The sequence below is a fragment of the Nocardioides sp. genome (assembly GCF_035481145.1).
Taxonomy (GTDB): domain Bacteria; phylum Actinomycetota; class Actinomycetes; order Propionibacteriales; family Nocardioidaceae; genus Nocardioides.
The window spans coordinates 1-17028 of sequence record NZ_DATIHB010000097.1; the positions used below are offsets into that span (position 1 = coordinate 1).

Below are 17028 nucleotides of genomic sequence, written 5' to 3' on the forward strand. Positions count from 1 at the left end.
GCCCTGGTCACCGTGAAGAGTGGTTTCGAGACCGCCGTCGCCGCAGCCCTCGGATCCGCTGCCGACGCGCTGGCCGTCGCCGACGCCGACGCCGCGGTCCGCACGCTCGACAAGCTCCGCGAGGAGGACCTCGGCCGCGCCGGGCTCCTCGTCGGCGGCGCCGCCGAGCCATCGGCGCAGCGGCCTGCGCTGGGTGCTGCCGACGCCTGGGCGATCGATGTCGTCGACTGCCCGAAGGACCTGACGCCGTCGCTCGCGCGACTCCTCGACAACATCGCGGTCGTCGCCGACCTCGAGACGGCGAAGCAGGTGGTCAAGGCCGAGCCCTCGGTCATCGCGGTGACCCGCGACGGTGACGTGCTCGGTGCGCACTTCGCCAGCGGCGGCGGCACAGCCGGCCAGAGCCTCATCGAGATCCAGGCCGCGGTCGACGAGGCCGGCACCCAGCTCTCCGAGGCGACTGCCCGCGCGGAGCGCCTGGTCTTCGAGACCTCCCGCGTGGAGGCCGCGCGCCTCGAGGCGCAGAAGCGCGTCGACGTGGCGCTCGCGCGGCTCCACGAGTCCGACGCCACGCTCGCCGCTGTGGCCGAGGAGCTCGGGCAGTACGGCTCCCAGGTCCGCGCGGCAAAGGGGGAGGCCGACCGCCTCGCCGAGGCGATCGCCAAGGCCGAGGAGGCCCGCGACCGCGACGTGGCCGGCCTCGCCGACCTCGAGGCCCGGCTCGCCGGCGCGGAGGAGGCGCCCGACGAGGAGCCCGACACTGCAGAGCGCGAGCGCCTGCTCGACACGGCCCGCACCGCCCGCCAGACCGAGACCGATGCCCGTCTCGCCCTGCGCACCTCGGAGGAGCGGTCGCGCGCCCTCCACGGCCGCTCCGACGCGCTGCTGCGCCAGGCTCGCCAGGAGCGCGAGCAGCGGGCTCGTGCCGCCGAACGCCGCGAGCGCCTGCTCCGCGAGGGCCGAGCCGCCGAGGCGGTGCAGGTCGGCGTACGCGAGGTGCTGACCCGGCTCGAGGAGTCGATCGAGCGGGCCTCCGAGGCCCGTGCCGAGGTCGAGCGCTCCCGCACCACCCGCGAGCACGAGCTGCTCACGGTCCGCGGCCGGCTTCGCGACCTGGGCCGCGAGCACGACGAGCTGGTCAACTCCGTCCACCGCGACGAGATGGCGCGCGCCCAGCAGAGGATGCGCATCGAGCAGCTCGAGGAGCGCGCGATCGACGAGCTCGGCGTCGCCGTCGAGGCGCTCGTCGAGGAGTACGGTCCCCACACGCTCATCCCGTTCACCGGCGAGCTCGACGAGGGGCAGGACGAGCCCGAGCCGGTCCCGTTCGTGCGCGAGGAGCAGCAGAAGCGGCTCAAGTCCGCCGAGCGCCAGCTCGCGATGCTCGGCCGGGTGAACCCCCTCGCGCTCGAGGAGTTCACCGCGATGGAGGAGCGTCACAAGTTCCTCACCGAGCAGCTCGAGGACCTCAGGAAGACACGGAAGGACCTCCTCGACATCGTCAAGGAGGTCGACAACCGCGTCGAGCAGGTCTTCGCCGAGGCCTGGGACGACGTGCGGGTCGCGTTCGACCACGTCTTCTCGCGGCTCTTCCCCGGTGGTGAGGGCCGGCTGATCCTCACCGACCCCGACAACATGCTCACCACGGGCATCGAGGTCGAGGCCCGCCCGCCGGGCAAGAAGGTCAAGCGCCTGTCGCTGCTCTCCGGTGGTGAGCGTTCGCTCGTCGCAGTCGCGTTCCTCGTGGCGCTCTTCAAGGCCCGCCCGAGCCCCTTCTACATCCTCGACGAGGTGGAGGCCGCGCTCGACGACACGAACCTCGGCCGCCTGCTGGAGATCTACGAGGAGCTCCGCGAGAACTCCCAGCTCCTGGTGATCACGCACCAGAAGCGCACGATGGAGGTCGGAGACGCGCTGTACGGCGTGACGATGCGCGGCGACGGTGTCTCCGCCGTCATCAGCCAGCGACTGCGCGGCGACGACTGAGGGAGTGGCCCGCCGGCCTCCATCGACCCGGCGTACGTGATCCGCGCCACGGCCGAGCGGGGAGTGCCGGTCGCGGATCGGAGAGTCGTCATGTCCGCATGGCACGATGGACGCTCACCCGGACCACTGAGAACTCGGAGATTCCCATGTCGGCCCTGCTGATCGTCGCCGCACTGCTGCTCTGCGCAGTCCCCGCCGCCCTCGTGCTCGTCTACGTCGCCTATCCGCAGCGCGGCGAGGAGCTGCCCGCCCGGTTCCAGTGGCTCGGCACCGCGCTCGCCTCGGGCCGTGACCGGCTTCCGATGCTGACCGAGGAGGACGGCGACCGCGTGGTCGCGTCCCGCCGCTGACCCCGCCTCTGGTTGGATGTCCGCCATGGATGTCACCGGTCTGCTCGCGCTCATCATCGGCATCGCAGTCATCGGACTGCTGCTCATCGTCGGGCTCGTCGGCACGACCCTCGGCCGCCGGAAGCGGCCCCGCGGTGGCACCTCGGTCATCGCTCCGCCGGCACCGGAGGAGCGCACCGACGGTGCGGTTGCGGTCCCCGAGGCCCCTGCGGTCTCGGCCGAGCCCCAGCTGGAGAAGCCGGAAGGCACCGCCAGCCGCCTGGTGCGGCTGCGCCAGCGGCTCTCCGGATCCCAGGGCACCCTCGGTCGTGGCCTGCTCGCCCTGCTCTCGCGCGACCGACTCGACGAGGACACCTGGGAGGACATCGAGGACACCCTCCTCACCGCCGACCTCGGTGTCGCGCCGACCCAGCAGCTGGTCGAGCGCCTGCGCACCCGCCTGCGCGTCGAGGGCAGCGAGGCGGGTGATCCCCGCGCGGTCCTGCGTGACGAGCTCATCGCGCTCGTCGACCCGGCCATGGACCGCCGCCTGCAGATCAGCGGTGCCGACGGCAAGCCGGGCGTCGTCCTCGTCGTCGGCGTCAACGGCGCCGGCAAGACCACGACCGTCGGCAAGATCTCGCGCATCCTCGTCGCCCAGGAGAAGTCGGTCGTGCTCGGTGCAGCCGACACCTTCCGCGCTGCCGCGGTCGACCAGCTCGCGACCTGGGGCGAGCGCGTCGGTGTCCCCGTCATCCGGGGCGCGGAGAACGGCGACCCCGCCTCCGTCGCGTTCGAGGCCGCCAAGGCTGCGGTCGACGGTGGCTACGACGTCGTGCTGGTCGACACTGCCGGCCGCCTGCAGAACAAGGCCGGCCTCATGGACGAGCTCGGCAAGGTCAAGCGCGTCATCGAGAAGCAGGCCCCGGTCACCGAGGTGCTGCTCGTCCTCGACGCCACCACCGGCCAGAACGGCATGATCCAGGCGCGCGTCTTCTCCGAGGTCGTCGACGTGACAGGCATCGTCCTGACCAAGCTCGACGGCTCGGCCAAGGGCGGCATCGTGGTCGCCGTCCAGCGTGAGCTCGGTGTCCCGGTCAAGCTCGTCGGTCTCGGCGAGGGCCCCGACGACCTCGCGCCGTTCGAGCCCGAGGCCTTCGTCGACGCCCTGCTCGGCTGACCTGATCGCCTGACCTGACTGACCGGTCAGACCAGACGGCTTCCGCCCCCGGCCGCTCAGCGTCCGGGGGTGAGTCGTCTCCGGACCACCCGGGCCAGCGCTCGTGCGAGCTGACGACCGCCGACCCCGTCGAGCCGCGGTGGCCGGGGTCGGGAGGCCTCCTCAAGGGCGGCGGCAGCAGCCGCGTACAGGCCGAGCAGCGCCTCGACGGCCGCGTCGGCGGGGACCGTGGGTGCCAACGCACGGACGTCGGTCTCGCCGGTGGCCGGCGTACGACGGAGCTCGTCCGGGTCCCCGACCACGCGGACGCCGGTGGCTGCCAGCGCCGTCGCGAGACGGTCGCCCAGCTCGGTGGCCGGTGCTGCGGCCCAAGCGGGGAGGCGGATCGGCCGCTCTGCGGGGCCGGGCCGGCGGTTGGTCACCATGTGGTGGACCGCGCCGCGGAAGACGAGCTGGCGGTGCAGGGACGGGTCGGCGTCCCAGTCGCGCAGGATCGTGTCGTTGATCCGCCGCAGGAGGGTGGCCTCCTCGATGGAGAGGCCGCGGTTGGCACCGCCCGGCACGGTGGCGTCGCGGAGCAGGCGCTCGGGCAGGCCGAGCAGGGACTCCGCGGTGCCGAGCAGGCGCTCGGGGTGGCTCGGCTCGAGGATGACGACCGTCAGGTTCTCCGGACCGAGCGCCGTCACCCAGCGCGTCACCAGGTCGAGACCGTCGCGCTGGTGGAACGGCCGGCTCAGCGCCGCGTTGTCGGGGTCGCGGAACGCCGTGCGGAGCGCTCCGTCCAGGTCGGCACCGTTGCCGCCCTTGAGGTTCTGCTGCCAGGCCGAGACCAGGAACTCGCCCGGATTGCGCAGCACCAGCAGTCCGTGCACGGGGTCATCGAGCTCGGCGGCGGCCCACTGCGCCCGCTGGAGATCGGTCCAGCAGATCGCCTCGTAGCTGAGCAGGACGCGGTGGTCCGGGTGCTCCCGCATCTCGCTGAGCACCGGCGGCCAGGCGTCGTGGGCCGGCTCGGTGCGCCCGAGGTGGGAGAGCGGGATCCCCGCGAGCCAGGAGCCCGCGAGCGCGTGGTCGGGCAGCGCACCCGGATAGAGCACGCCCGCGGAGAGCAGGGCCGGCCGGCTGGCAGCACAGGCCCGCTGGAGGGTGGTCGAGCCCGACTTGGGCAGGCCGATGTGGAGCAGCCGGCTCCGCTCGGGGAGTCGCAGGTCGGTCACTTCTGCTCCCGGTCGATCGCCGCGCGGATCTGCGCGAGGAGGTACGGCGCGAGCGTGCGGACGAACGTCGCGGTGAGGTGGTGGCTGTCGCGGTAGACGAGCACGTTGCCGATCACGAGCGGGCACCGGTCGTCGGCGCAGAAGGCCCCGGTCAGGTCGACCAGCTCGGCGCCGGCGAGCGCCGCGGCCCCACGCAGGGGGTCGTCGGTCGCCCATGCCTGTGTGGGGGAGAAGCGGCAGGCTGCGAGGTCCGCCAGGTCCTCGCCCGCGGCGAGGCACCCTTCGACCTCGGGCGGCAGGCCCGGGTTGTCAGCGATGGCGACGACGGTCGTGCCACGCGCGATCGCCGGTTGCCAGGCCGCCGCCATCGCGGCAGCCGCCGGGTTCGGCTGGCCAGCGGGCCGGGAGAGCTCGCGGCGGTTGGTCACGAGGATGACGTCGTACGGCGTGCCCGTGGTCAGCGGCTCCAGCCACGGCCGGTCGGCGGCACAGCGATCCGCGTCGAGCTCGCTGACGATCCACCGGCAGTTGCGGCCGACGTACGTGTCGAGCGACCAGTTCAGCCGCTTCAGCGCGGGGCGCAGTCCCGGCAGGAGGGCGGTGGCGTGGGAGTTGCCGACCAGCGCGACGCGCACCGCGTCCGGGCGACGCGATCCGTAGTGGCACGAACGGATCGGCACCGCGGAGGTGTCGGCGTCGCTGTAGCAGGCGTAGGCACCGCCGGTGTCCCGGAGGCGGGCGGTCGGGTCGGGCACGAGAACCCCGTCGAGGCGCGGGTTGGGACAGGCGCCGCGGTCACCGAGGACGGCCCGTGCGCCGAGACAGGCCGTCGCGTCGTCGAGCAGCCGCTGCGCCTGGCGGGCACTCGCAGCCGCGGCGTGGTCCTGGGCACGGATGCCGACCAGCGAACCGGCCACCACCACCGAGATCGCCGTCGCCGCGGCCAGGTAGGTCCAGCGGCTGCTGCGGACCAACGGCTGGTGGAAGCGGACCGGGTTCTCGACGCCGTGGAAGGTCACCCACGCCAGCAGCACGGTCGCCAGCAGCACGGGCACGCCGACGAACCACGTCGTGACCGCCCCGCCGACCACGATCAGCGGCCAGTGCCACAGGTAGATGCCGTAGGAGAGCGTGCCGAGTCCGCTCACCAGGCGGGCGCCCGTGAGCGTGCGGTAGCGACTGCCGGGTGCGGCGTCGCCTGCGGCGATCACCAACACCGCACCGAGCACGGGGGCGAGGGCCGCCCAGCCCGGGAAGGCGGTGTCAGGGGTGTAGAGGAGCGCGGTGCCCGCGATGGCGGCCCAGCCGAGCGTGCGGGCAGCCGAGGCCACAGGAGCGGGCAGCCGGCCGGTCCCCGACGAGGCCGCCCACGCCGCGAGCAGGCCGCCCGCAGCGAACTCCCACGCCCGGGTCCAGGTGGCGAAGTACGCCGGGCCGGGGTCGCGCGCGGTCAGCACGACCGAGGCCACGAGGCTGGCCGCCAGCACGCCGGCCAGGACGACGGTCGCCCACCACCCCGCCCCTCGTCGTACGCCGCGGCGCGCGGCGAAGCCGGCCAGGCGACCGGCGAGGAGCAGGAGCAGCGGCCACACGACGTAGAACTGCTCCTCGACCGCGAGCGACCAGTAGTGCTGGACCGAGGAAGGACTGTTCTCCGCGGCGAGGTAGTCGACGGAGTCGTGGGCCAGAAGCCAGTTCTCGACGTACAGCGCGCTGGCGACCACCTCCCTGAGCTGGACGACACGTTCGCCCGTGGGCAGCAGGAGCCAGACCGCGGCGGCGGTGGCGGTGAGCACGGTGAGGGCGGCGGGCATCAGGCGGCGCAGCCGGCGGCCCCAGAACGTGACCAGCCGGATCCGGCCGTGCTCCCGGAGCTCGCCGAGCAGGTGGCCGGTGATCAGGAAGCCCGAGATCACGAAGAAGACGTCGACACCGACGTAGCCACCACGCACCGCACCGGGCCAGACGTGGAAGAGCACGACCGCGGTGACGGCGGCGGCCCGGAGCGCCTGGATGTCCGTGCGGTGCTCCGTGCGGTGCGCTGTCACCGGGGGTTTCCGAGTGTTCACGGTGCCGCACCGTAGGGCCGCCAGGTGTCCACTTGCCGTCCGTACGGTGACGTCCCGTGAGCCTCAGGAGAACCAGCAAGGTCGTCGTCTTCCCGCGATGGGAGCAGAACCCCTACCTGACCCTGCTGACCCTTGCTGCGGAAGCGGACGGCTGGGAGATCACCGGACCGACCCGCCTGGAGGGGCTGGAGCACGCGGCCGAGCGGGAGGTCAGGGCGGGCGATGTCGTGCACGTCCACTGGACCGCTCCCGTCACCCGGCCCGCCCTCTCGCGTGCCGAGGCCCACGACCGTGTGGACCGCTTCGACGAGGCCGTCCGTCGGGCCCAGGCGGCGGGGGCGCAGGTGCTCTGGACCGTGCACAACGAGATCGCCCACGACTCCGACTGGCCCGATGCCGAGCTGCGGGTGGCCGAGGTGCTGGCCCGCCGCGCCGACCGCATCCTCCAGCTGCACGAGCACACCCGCGCGCACCTCGCCGCGGCGTACGACCTGCCCGCGGAGCGGCTCGTCACGCTGCCGCACAGCAGCTATGCGGGGGTGTACCCCGAGCTGCCGAGCCGCGAGGAGGCGCGCGCTGCGGTTGGCGTGCCGCAGGGCGTGCCCACGGTGGGCCTGATCGGCCAGCTCCGGCCCTACAAGGGCGTCGACCTCCTGCTCGAGGCCGCCGCCATCGCCTCGCGCGAGCTCCCGGACCTCACCGTGGTGCTCGCCGGACGCACCTCGGAGGAGCACCTCGCCGAGATCGACGCGCTCGTGCCGGAGGGGGTGCGGCTGGTGCGCCACCACGAGTTCCTCGCCGACGAGGAGATCGGCACGTGGGTGCAGGCGTGCAACGTGCTCGCGTTGCCCTACCGCCGCATCCTCAACTCCGGCAGTGCCCTGATGGCAGCCACGCTGGGGCGGCCGGTGATCCTCCCCGAGGACACCCCGCTGGTCCGCCTGTACGCCGACGAGCCCTGGTGCGCGTCGTACGCCGTGGGGCCGGGTGCCGCTGCCCGGCTCGCGGAGCAGGTCGTCCGGCTCGCGCCCGGTGACGAGGGTCGCGAGCGCGCCGCTCGCGCGTTCGCACAGCGCTACACGCCGTACGACATGGCGCGGGACTACCTCCGCGTCCTCGACGGGCTGCGCGACGGACGGGGGGAGGAGCGGTGACGACGACACCCGACCTCGCGGCCCCGGAGGTGTCGGTCGTGCTGCCGGTCCACGACGTGGCTCCCTGGCTCCGTGAGTGCCTCTCCTCGCTCCTCGACGACCAGGACGTCGCGCTCGAGGTGATCGCGGTGGACGACGGCTCCACCGACGGCAGCCTGGAGATCCTGCAGGAAAGGGCTGCCCGCGACCCGCGGCTGCGGGTCGAGCCGAACCCGGGCAGGGGAGGTGCGGAGGCCCGCAACCACGGTGCGAGCCTCGCGCGGGCCGCGCACCTGGCGTTCGTCGACGGTGACGACCTGGTGCCGCGGGGTGCCTACCGCGCGATGCTCGACTCGGCGCGCCGCAACGACGCCGACATGGTCGTCGGCTCGTATCTCAAGTTCTTCCCCAACCGGACGTGGCGACCGACCCGGACCTGGACGGCGTGGCAGTCCGACCGCGACGACGTCACGCTCGCTGAGGAGCCGTCGCTGCTGCGCAACCGCGCCTGCTGGAACCGTCTCTTCCGCACGGACTTCTGGGCCGCCTCCGGGATCACCTTCCCGTCGGTGCCACGCTCCAACGACGTCGTGCCGATGACCCGGGCGCTCCTCGAGGCCAAGCGGATCAACGTCATCACCGACACCGTCTACCTCTACCGCGCCCGGCCGGGCGCCACGTCGATGACCGCCCGCGCCCACGGCACCGCCAGCTTCCTCAGCTACCTCCAGCAGGAGCTCGCGTCGTTCCGGCTGACGACGGCCACGGGCGACCAGCAGCTCCGCGCCCTGCACGAGTCGCTCTTCCTCGTCGCCGACGGCTGGGTCCACCTGCGGACCTTCCTCGCTGCCGACGGCTTCCACTCCTGCACGCCGGCCGAGCTCGCCGAGCTCCAGGAGGCTTTCGGTGCGCTCCACGAGGCGATGACGCCGGAGACCGTCCTCGGCCTCGGACGGGAGCAGGCCTGGGGCCTGGCGCTCGCGTCCGCAGGGGAGTGGGAGCTGGCCCGCCAGCTCGTGCTCGCCCGCGCCGGCCAGTGCGAGCCGGAGGCCGCGCTCGCCGCCGTCGCGCGCCGCGTCGCTGAGGGAGTCGACCTCGAGGAGGCCCGCTTCGTCACCCGTGCTCTCGTCCTCGGCCCGCTCGCGCGCCGGAGCACGCCCGCCCTCGACGCCGCCGAGCCTCTGCTCGCGCACCGCGACCTGCTCGCCCGGCTGTACGACGAGGAGGCTCTGCACCAGCTGCTGCCGCCGGAGCAGCAGTTGGTCCGCGTCGTACTGGCTGGAGACAGGCAGCGCCTGACCCGCCTCCTCGGCGCACCACCGCTCCGGTTCGCCTTCCGGCGCGTCACGGTGGAGGAGGCAGGGCCGGTGGCCCGGGTCGTCCACCTCGGACCGGCGGGCAGCGAGGTCCGCTTCGTCCTCGTCGGTGACGACGGCAGCCGGATTCCGCTCGAGCCGGTCGACGTCCGCTGGGAGGAGGGGCCGATGATGGTGGCCCTTCCTCTGAATGACCTTCGCCGTCGTGGCTGGAACCTCCGCGTCGAGGCGGTGATCGACGGCGTCGTGATCGAGGCGCCCGTCGCGCTCTCGCCCCTCGCGCCCGAGGGCGGCGTGATCGAGGGCCGCCAGTTGCGTTACGTCCGCGCCGCGGGCCAGGTCGACGCGGCCCGGATCGTCGTGGGCCCGGGGCCCTGGCGACGCGCAGCGGTGCGCGTCGGCCGCCGTGCCCGGCGTACGGCGCGGCGTACGGCGGGCCGCCTGGGGCGCGGCACCGGCGGCGCGAGGGTGTGACGTGGGGTCGGGCTGAGGTCTTTACACGCGCGTAACAGGGGGGGCCCTGCGACCGAAACCGGCGGCAGCCACAGTGACTGCGTCGGCGGAGCAGTCCGCGCCATCAGGAGCAGGGAGCAGTGGTGAAGCTCGTGACCGCGGTCATCAAGCCGCACAAGTGGGAAGACGTCCGGGAGGCGCTCGAGACCTTCGGTGTGACCGGCATGACGGTCAGCGAGGTCTCCGGCTACGGGCGGCAGAAGGGCCACACCGAGGTCTACCGCGGTGCGGAGTACGACATCGCGCTGGTGCCCAAGATCCGGATCGAGATCGTCGTCGACGACGATGACGCCGATGACATCGTCGGCCTGGTCGTGAAGACCGCGCAGACCGGCCGCATCGGCGACGGCAAGGTGTGGGTCAGCCCCATCGGCACCGTGGTCCGCGTGCGCACCGGCGACCGTGACGAGGCGGCGCTCTGATCGCCTGACTCCCGCGCGGGCACCCGCCCGCCCCGTGACCTGTGAGGCACTCCGTGAGGATGTAACACGGGCTTCACGCATGCCGTGAGTTCCGTAACGTGTCCGTAACGCGCCTTTGTGATGGTTCCGCGCATGATCCAGCTGACTGCGGCCGTGTCCCCGGACACCGGCGACACCGCCTGGCTCCTCACCTCGGCTGCGCTCGTGCTGCTGATGGTGCCGGGCCTCGCGCTCTTCTACGGCGGCATGGTCCGCGTGAAGAGCGTGCTCAACATGATGATGATGGTCTTCGGCGCCCTGGCCGTGGTCATGGTCGTCTGGCTCTTCCTCGGCTACTCGCTCGCCTTCGGCGACGACCTCGGGGGTGGCCTGCTGGGTGATCCCACGCAGTACTTCGGGCTGAGCAGCCTCGTCGAGGCGCAGGAGGGCGCGACCGACCTGATCGTCTTCGCGGCGTTCCAGGGCCTCTTCTGCGCGATCACGGTCGGCCTGATCGCCGGTGCGATCGCCGACCGCGTGAAGTTCGGGACCTGGCTCCTCTTCGCCGGTCTCTGGACGGTGCTGGTCTACGCGCCGGTCGCGCACTGGATCTTCTACTACGGCGACGACACCCACGCGGGGGGCTGGATGTACGACCGCCTGGGTGCGCTCGACTTCGCGGGCGGCACGGCCGTCGAGATCAACTCCGGTGCCGCCGGCCTTGCGGCCGCGCTCGTGCTGGGCCGGCGTCTCGGCTTCGGCAAGGACCCGATGAAGCCGCACAACCTGACGCTCACGATGATCGGCGCGGGCCTGCTCTGGTTCGGCTGGTTCGGCTTCAACGCCGGCTCGGCGCTCGCGGCCAACCACACCGCGGCGATCGTCTTCGTCAACACGCTCATGGCGGGCTGCACGGGCCTGCTGGCCTGGACCCTCGTCGAGAAGGTGCGCGACGGCCACGCGACGTCGTTCGGTGCGGCGTCCGGAGTCGTCGCCGGCCTGGTCGCGATCACTCCTTCCTGTGGCGCGGTCTCGCCGGTCGGCGCGACCGTCGTCGGCGTCGTCGCGGGTGCCGTGTGCTCGGTCGCTGTGGGCTGGAAGCACCGCTTCGGCTACGACGACTCGCTCGACGTCGTCGGCGTCCACCTCGTCGGTGGCCTCGTCGGCACGCTGCTCATCGGTCTGCTGGCCAACTCCACGGTGCTCGGCTCGGACGTCGAGGGACTCCTGTACGGCGGCGGCTTCGACCAGCTCGGCAAGCAGGCCGTCGCCGCGGTGGCCACGTTCAGCTTCTCGCTCCTGATGACCGCCCTGCTGGTCTGGCTCCTCGACCGGACGGTCGGCTTCCGGGTCGACCCCGACGACGAGGCGCTCGGTGTCGACCTCGTCATCCACGCCGAGGCGGCCTACGACCTGCACCCGACCGGCGGGGCCCGTCCCCATGTCGGCCCGGGTAGTGGCACGCTTCACTTCTGAGCCCCAGACCCGAGCCCACACCTGAGCCCCACACCTGGGCATCGCGCACGTGAGAGAAGGACATCCATGAAGCTCGTCACCGCCGTCATCAAGCCCCACAAGTGGGAGGACGTCCGCGCGGCTCTGGAGACGATCGGCATCACTGGCATGACGGTCTCCGAGGTCAGCGGCTACGGCCGCCAGAAGGGCCACACCGAGGTCTACCGCGGCGCGGAGTACGACATCACCCTCGTGCCGAAGATCCGGATCGAGATCCTCGTCGACGAGGACGACGTCGAGCCGGTCATCGACACGGTCGTCAAGGCCGCGCAGACCGGCAAGATCGGTGACGGCAAGGTCTGGGTCAGCCCGATCGAGTCCGTCGTCCGGGTCCGGACGGGCGACCGCGACGAGGCCGCCATCTGACATCCTTCGCGCCATGACTGCGGAGGAACGCCAGCGTCGTACGGCGGCTGCCGACGAGCTCTGCGCCACGGCGTACGCCGACCTGGGCGGCCCCGACACTGGGGTCGCCCTCGTCGCTGTCGGGGGCTACGGCCGTGGCGAGCTCGCGCCGCACTCCGACCTGGACGTCGTGCTGGTCCACGACGACGACCTCGACCTGGGCGAGCTGGAGGAGAAGCTCTGGTATCCGTTGTGGGACTCCGGTGCGAAGCTCGACCATGCCGTCCGGTCGCTCGATCAATGCATCGCGGCGGGGGAGGCCGACCTGAGGGTCGCGCTCGGCATGCTCGACGCACGCCACCTGGCCGGCGACCCGAACCTCACCCTCCGGCTGCGCACGCACATGCTCGGGTCGTGGCGACGCGAGGCCCGGCAGAAGCTGCCCGGCTTCCACGAGCTGGTGCGCAGCCGGCACGCGATCACCGGCGAGCTGGCGCACGTCTCGGTGCCTGACCTCAAGGAGGCCGAGGGGGGTCTCCGCGATGCGACCGCACTCAAGGCGCTGGTGGCGACCTGGCTCGTCGACGTCCCGCACGTCGACGTCGAGCGCTGCCGCCAGGCCCTGCTCGACACCCGTGACGTCGCGCACGAGATCGCCGGACGAGCCTCCGACCGGATCACGCCCGAGATGTGGGGGCAGATGGCCGGACCCCTCGGCCTCGAGGACGCCCGCGCCGTGCAGGTGCACGTGCGCGACCTCGGCCGACGGCTCACCCACATCTCCCGGCTGACCTGGCACCGCGTCGACCAGGTGATCGCGCGCCCTGCCTCGCTGCGCGGCGCCCGCAAGCCCGACCTGGTCGGCATCGCGCCCGGCCTGGCCGTCTCCTCCGGCGAGGTCGTCCTCGCGCAGGGCGCCAAGCCCGAGGCGGACCCGTTCCTGCTGCTGCGCGCTGCCGCAGAGGCGGCCGAGCGGGCCCTGCCGCTCTCGCCCGCGACGGCGGCGCGACTCCTGCGCGCCTGTCCGGAGCTTCCCACCCCCTGGCCCGCCCAGGCCCGCCACCTGCTGGTCCGCCTGCTCTCGGCGGGACGCCCGATGCTGCCGGTCTGGGAGACGCTCGAGGAGACCCGGGCGCTGCAGCGGATCCTCCCCGAGTGGGACCTGATCCGCTCCCTGCCGCACGCCTCGGTGATCCACCGCTTCACCGTCGACCGCCACGTGGTCGAGACCTGCATCGAGGCCTCCGAGCTGATCCGCCGCGTCGCGCGCCCCGACGTACTCATGGTGGCCGCGCTGCTCCACGACATCGGCAAGTGCGAGGTCGGCGACCACTCGGTCGAGGGCGAGCCGATCGCACGCGCGGTCGCGGAGCGGATCGGCTTCACCGCCGTCGAGGTCGACCTGGTCGGCATGCTCGTGCGCTGGCACCTGCTGCTCAGCGAGACGGCCACCACGCGCGACCCCGACGATCCGGCGACCGTGCAGCTGCTGCTCGAGCACGTCCCGCACCCGGAGGCGCTCTCGCTGCTCGTGGCCCTGACCGAGGCCGACGCCCGCGCCGCATCGCCGCAGGCGTGGACCAAGTGGCGCGCCAGCCTGGTCCGCCACCTCGCGCAGCGGACGTACGCCGCGATGCTCACCGGCGCCTCCGACACCGAGGCCCTGACCGTCGAGGAGCCGACCGTCGAGGTGCCCGCCGAGCTGCTCGCGGACCCGACGCGCGTGCACATCGAGGTGGACCGCCACGCGGAGGGGGCCAGCGTCACCGTGATGTCGCGCGACCGCGTCGGCCTGCTCGCCGACGCGGCGGCGATGTTCGCGGTGCAGAAGACGTCGGTCAACGCGGCGAAGGTCTGGACCCAGGACCCGATCGGCATCTCCGTGTGGGAGACCGACGAGCAGCACCTCGATCCGGCCGTGCTCCGCACGCGCCTGGAGTCGATCGTGGACGGGCGGCTCGACGCACGCTCCCGGCTGGCGCGACCGCGACCGGGCCGCCTCGAGCCCACCGTGCGGGTGCGGCCGGAGGCGTCGGAGTCCGCGACGGTCCTCGAGATCCGGATGGACGATCGCCCCGGTGTCGTCTATCTGGTCTGCGCCGCACTTGCCTCGCTCGGGTTCTCGGTGCGGTCGGCCCACGTCTCGACGCTCGGCCCGCAGGCGGTCGACGTCTTCTACGTCATCGAGGCCGACGGCTCGCTGCCCACCGACGAGCGGGCCGACGCGGCGGCGTACGCCGTGCGAGAGGCCCTCGTGCGCACCGTTACCCTTGAGTCTTGACGTTTCCATAGCGTCATGGGATCTGGCTGCTCTCGCGACCACTTCCTATGACGTCCCGCTGCTCATCCGAGGGACCTGACACTTGTTCGCCACGCTCTCCGACCGGCTCTCCGACACCTTCAAGAACCTCCGGGGCAAGGGCCGGCTCTCCGAGGCCGACATCGACGCCACCGCGCGCGAGATCCGCATCGCGCTGCTCGAGGCCGACGTCGCGTTGCCGGTCGTCAAGGAGTTCACCGCGGCGATCAAGGAGCGGGCGCGCGGCGAGGAGGTCAGCCAGGCGCTGAACCCCGCCCAGCAGATCGTCAAGATCGTCAACGACGAGCTCATCGAGATCCTCGGTGGTGAGACCCGCCGGCTCCGCTACGCCAAGACCGGCCCGACCGTCATCATGCTGGCCGGCCTCCAGGGTGCCGGCAAGACCACCCTCGCGGCCAAGCTCGCGCTCTGGCTCAAGGAGCAGGGCAAGTCCCCGCTCCTCGTCGCCTGCGACCTCCAGCGTCCCAACGCGGTCAACCAGCTCCAGGTCAACGGTGAGCGGGTCGGCGTTCCGGTCTTCGCGCCGGAGCCCGGCAATGGCGTCGGCAACCCGGTCGCGGTCGCTCAGGCCTCCATCGAGGAGGCGAAGCGCACCCTCCACGACGTCGTCATCGTCGACACCGCCGGCCGACTCGGTGTCGACGCCGAGATGATGCAGCAGGCCAAGGACATCAGGGCTGCCGTCAACCCCGACGAGGTCCTCTTCGTCGTCGACGCGATGATCGGCCAGGACGCCGTCAACACCGCCCTCGCCTTCCAGGAGGGCGTCGGCTTCGACGGCGTCGTGCTCACCAAGCTCGACGGTGACGCCCGCGGTGGTGCCGCCCTCTCGATCCGCTCGATCACCGGCAAGCCGGTCATGTTCGCCTCCGCCGGCGAGAAGATGACCGACTTCGACCTCTTCCACCCCGACCGCATGGCGGGCCGGATCCTCGACATGGGCGACATGCTCACCCTGATCGAGCAGGCCGAGAAGGTCTTCGACCAGGAGCAGGCCGCCAAGGCTGCGGAGAAGCTCTCGGGCAAGGGCGACTTCACGCTCGACGACTTCCTGCAGCAGATGCAGCAGATCCGTAAGCTCGGGTCGATGTCCAAGATCATGGGCATGCTCCCCGGCATGGGGCAGTTCAAGGACGCCCTGGCCAACTTCGACGAGCGCGAGATCGACCGGATCCAGGCGATCATCCAGTCGATGACGCCGGCCGAGCGCGACAACCCGAAGATCATCGACGGCTCGCGCCGCCTGCGCATCTCCAAGGGTTCCGGCACCCAGGTCTCCGACGTCAACCAGCTGGTCGACCGCTTCCACGAGGCGAAGAAGATGATGCTGCAGCTCGCCAAGGGCGGCGGCATCCCCGGCATGGGCCCGATGCCCGGCATGGGCCCCGGCCCCGGCGCGGCGAAGAAGAAGCCGCAGGCCAAGAAGGGCAAGGGCGGCAAGCGCGTCTCCGGCAACCCGGCCAAGGCGGCCCAGCAGAAGGCTGCTGAGGCTTCCAAGGCTCCGGCAGCCGCCAATCCCTTCGGCCAGCCCGGCGGCTTCAACTACGAGGAGGCCGCCGCCAACCTCAACCTGCCCAAGGGCTTCGACGACCTCTTCAAGTGAGGGACTGATGCGGGTCCTCGTCGTCGACGGCGCGAACGTCGTCGGCGCACGCCCCGATGGCTGGTGGAAGGACCGTGCGGGTGCCGCCCGCCGCCTGCACGAGCAGCTGCTCGTCGCCGACATCGCGTACGACGCGGTGGTGCTCGTCCTCGAGGGGCAGGCGAAGGGCGGTGTGAAGGCCGGCCGGGACCGCGACGTACGCGTCGTTCACGCGCCACGCGACGGCGATGCCGCGATCCTCGACGAGGTCCGCGCCCTGGTCGCCCAGGAGCACGACGTGGTCGTGGCGACCTCCGACCGGGAGCTCGCCCTCCGCTCCGAGGCACTCCGGGCGCGCTCGGTCGGAGCGGCCTGGCTCCTCGACTGCCTCTGACGCGCGCAGCAGCTGCGCGTTCAGGTGCCCACACCCAATCCCGAGGACGCCCACAGTCCCCACACAGGGTGGCGCGGGACGTTGGTGTCCCGAGGGCGGAGGTGCCGCCCGGGAGTGGAGGACACCATGAGCAAGAAGTACGACGGCATCGCCCGCATCTCGGTGGCCGGCGGCATCGCAGCGGTCGGACTGACCCTCGGCGGCGTGGCGATGGCCAATGCCGCTGACGACACGAGCTCCGCGGGCACGACCACCTCATCGGCCGCGCGGGAGGGCTTCGGGCACCGGGGTGGCCCGGGTGGGGGCGACCTGGCTGCGGACCTCGCCGAGGAGCTGGGAGTCTCCGAGTCGAAGGTCTCCGATGCGCTCGACGCGGTGCGTGAGGACCTGCCCGCTCCGGAGCGCCCGGCTGCAGGAGAGCGGCCGACGCCGCCGACCGCGGCGGAGCGCGCGGCGCACGAGACGGCGCTTGCCGAGGCACTGGCCGGCGAGCTCGACCTGACGACGGCGAAGGTCTCCGACGCGCTCGCCGCGATGCACGCCGAGCACGAGGCAGCGCACCGCAGCGCCCTGTCCTCCCGTCTCGACGACGCCGTGGAGGCGGGCGACCTCACGGCTGCGGACAAGGCCTCGGTGCTGAAGGCCTTCGACGCCGGCGTGCTGGGTGGTCCGCGCGGCTGACCTGCCGAAGCGGCGCAGACCTGCACCGAAAGTGCAGCGAGGCGGCG

General features: G+C 72.3%; 14 protein-coding genes. 12 read left to right on the forward strand and 2 right to left on the reverse strand.

Annotated features, from left to right (window positions below; genetic code table 11):
* The 3 genes from VLF38_RS08660 to ftsY all read left to right on the forward strand — a co-directional run.
* On the forward strand, positions 1–1986 hold a 1986-nt coding region (locus VLF38_RS08660), incomplete at its 5' end, for an AAA family ATPase (RefSeq protein ID WP_325270866.1).
* Positions 1987–2132: 146 nt separating this feature from the next.
* The gene (locus VLF38_RS08665; RefSeq protein WP_325270867.1) at positions 2133–2336 is read left to right on the forward strand and encodes a hypothetical protein; all 204 of its coding nucleotides are present in this window, start codon (positions 2133–2135) and stop codon (positions 2334–2336) included.
* A gap of 25 nt (positions 2337–2361) precedes the next feature.
* On the forward strand, positions 2362–3495 hold the full coding sequence (gene ftsY, locus VLF38_RS08670; protein ID WP_325270868.1) for a signal recognition particle-docking protein FtsY: 1134 nt from the start codon (positions 2362–2364) through the stop codon (positions 3493–3495).
* 56 nt (positions 3496–3551) lie between these two features.
* On the opposite strand, the gene VLF38_RS08675 is transcribed toward ftsY, so the two are convergent.
* Together VLF38_RS08675 and VLF38_RS08680 are read right to left on the reverse strand one after the other, a co-directional pair.
* On the reverse strand, positions 3552–4712 hold the full coding sequence (locus tag VLF38_RS08675; RefSeq protein ID WP_325270869.1) for a hypothetical protein: 1161 nt from the start codon (positions 4710–4712) through the stop codon (positions 3552–3554).
* Positions 4709–6760: an acyltransferase family protein gene (locus VLF38_RS08680; RefSeq protein ID WP_325270870.1), complete on the reverse strand. Its 2052-nt coding sequence runs from the start codon at positions 6758–6760 to the stop codon at positions 4709–4711. The genes VLF38_RS08675 and VLF38_RS08680 overlap by 4 nt, the downstream gene beginning before the upstream one ends.
* A gap of 77 nt (positions 6761–6837) precedes the next feature.
* Here VLF38_RS08680 and VLF38_RS08685 point away from each other — a divergent pair, with 77 nt between their 5' ends.
* The 9 genes from VLF38_RS08685 to VLF38_RS08725 all read left to right on the forward strand — a co-directional run bounded on the left by VLF38_RS08685 (position 6838) and on the right by VLF38_RS08725 (position 16981).
* Positions 6838–7935, forward strand: coding sequence for a glycosyltransferase (locus VLF38_RS08685; protein WP_325270871.1), 1098 nt, complete (start codon positions 6838–6840; stop codon positions 7933–7935).
* Positions 7932–9704 (forward strand): glycosyltransferase family 2 protein, encoded by a 1773-nt coding sequence (locus tag VLF38_RS08690; protein WP_325270872.1) that lies wholly within the window; start codon positions 7932–7934, stop codon positions 9702–9704. The genes VLF38_RS08685 and VLF38_RS08690 overlap by 4 nt, the downstream gene beginning before the upstream one ends.
* A gap of 122 nt (positions 9705–9826) precedes the next feature.
* Positions 9827–10165, forward strand: a complete 339-nt coding sequence (locus VLF38_RS08695) for a P-II family nitrogen regulator (protein WP_107700170.1) — start codon at positions 9827–9829, stop codon at positions 10163–10165.
* 132 nt (positions 10166–10297) lie between these two features.
* The gene (locus tag VLF38_RS08700) at positions 10298–11620 is read left to right on the forward strand and encodes an ammonium transporter (RefSeq protein ID WP_325270873.1); all 1323 of its coding nucleotides are present in this window, start codon (positions 10298–10300) and stop codon (positions 11618–11620) included.
* Positions 11621–11686: 66 nt separating this feature from the next.
* Complete coding sequence (locus VLF38_RS08705) at positions 11687–12025, forward strand: P-II family nitrogen regulator (RefSeq protein WP_107700168.1); 339 nt, start codon at positions 11687–11689, stop codon at positions 12023–12025.
* A gap of 13 nt (positions 12026–12038) precedes the next feature.
* Positions 12039–14285, forward strand: a complete 2247-nt coding sequence (locus VLF38_RS08710; RefSeq protein WP_325270874.1) for a [protein-PII] uridylyltransferase — start codon at positions 12039–12041, stop codon at positions 14283–14285.
* An 82-nt stretch (positions 14286–14367) separates the two neighbouring features.
* Positions 14368–15927, forward strand: coding sequence for a signal recognition particle protein (gene ffh, locus VLF38_RS08715; RefSeq protein WP_325270875.1), 1560 nt, complete (start codon positions 14368–14370; stop codon positions 15925–15927).
* A gap of 7 nt (positions 15928–15934) precedes the next feature.
* The gene (locus VLF38_RS08720; RefSeq protein WP_325270876.1) at positions 15935–16300 is read left to right on the forward strand and encodes a hypothetical protein; all 366 of its coding nucleotides are present in this window, start codon (positions 15935–15937) and stop codon (positions 16298–16300) included.
* Between the two features lie 126 nt (positions 16301–16426).
* Positions 16427–16981 (forward strand): hypothetical protein, encoded by a 555-nt coding sequence (locus VLF38_RS08725; protein ID WP_325270877.1) that lies wholly within the window; start codon positions 16427–16429, stop codon positions 16979–16981.
* Positions 16982–17028: the final 47 nt, after the last annotated feature.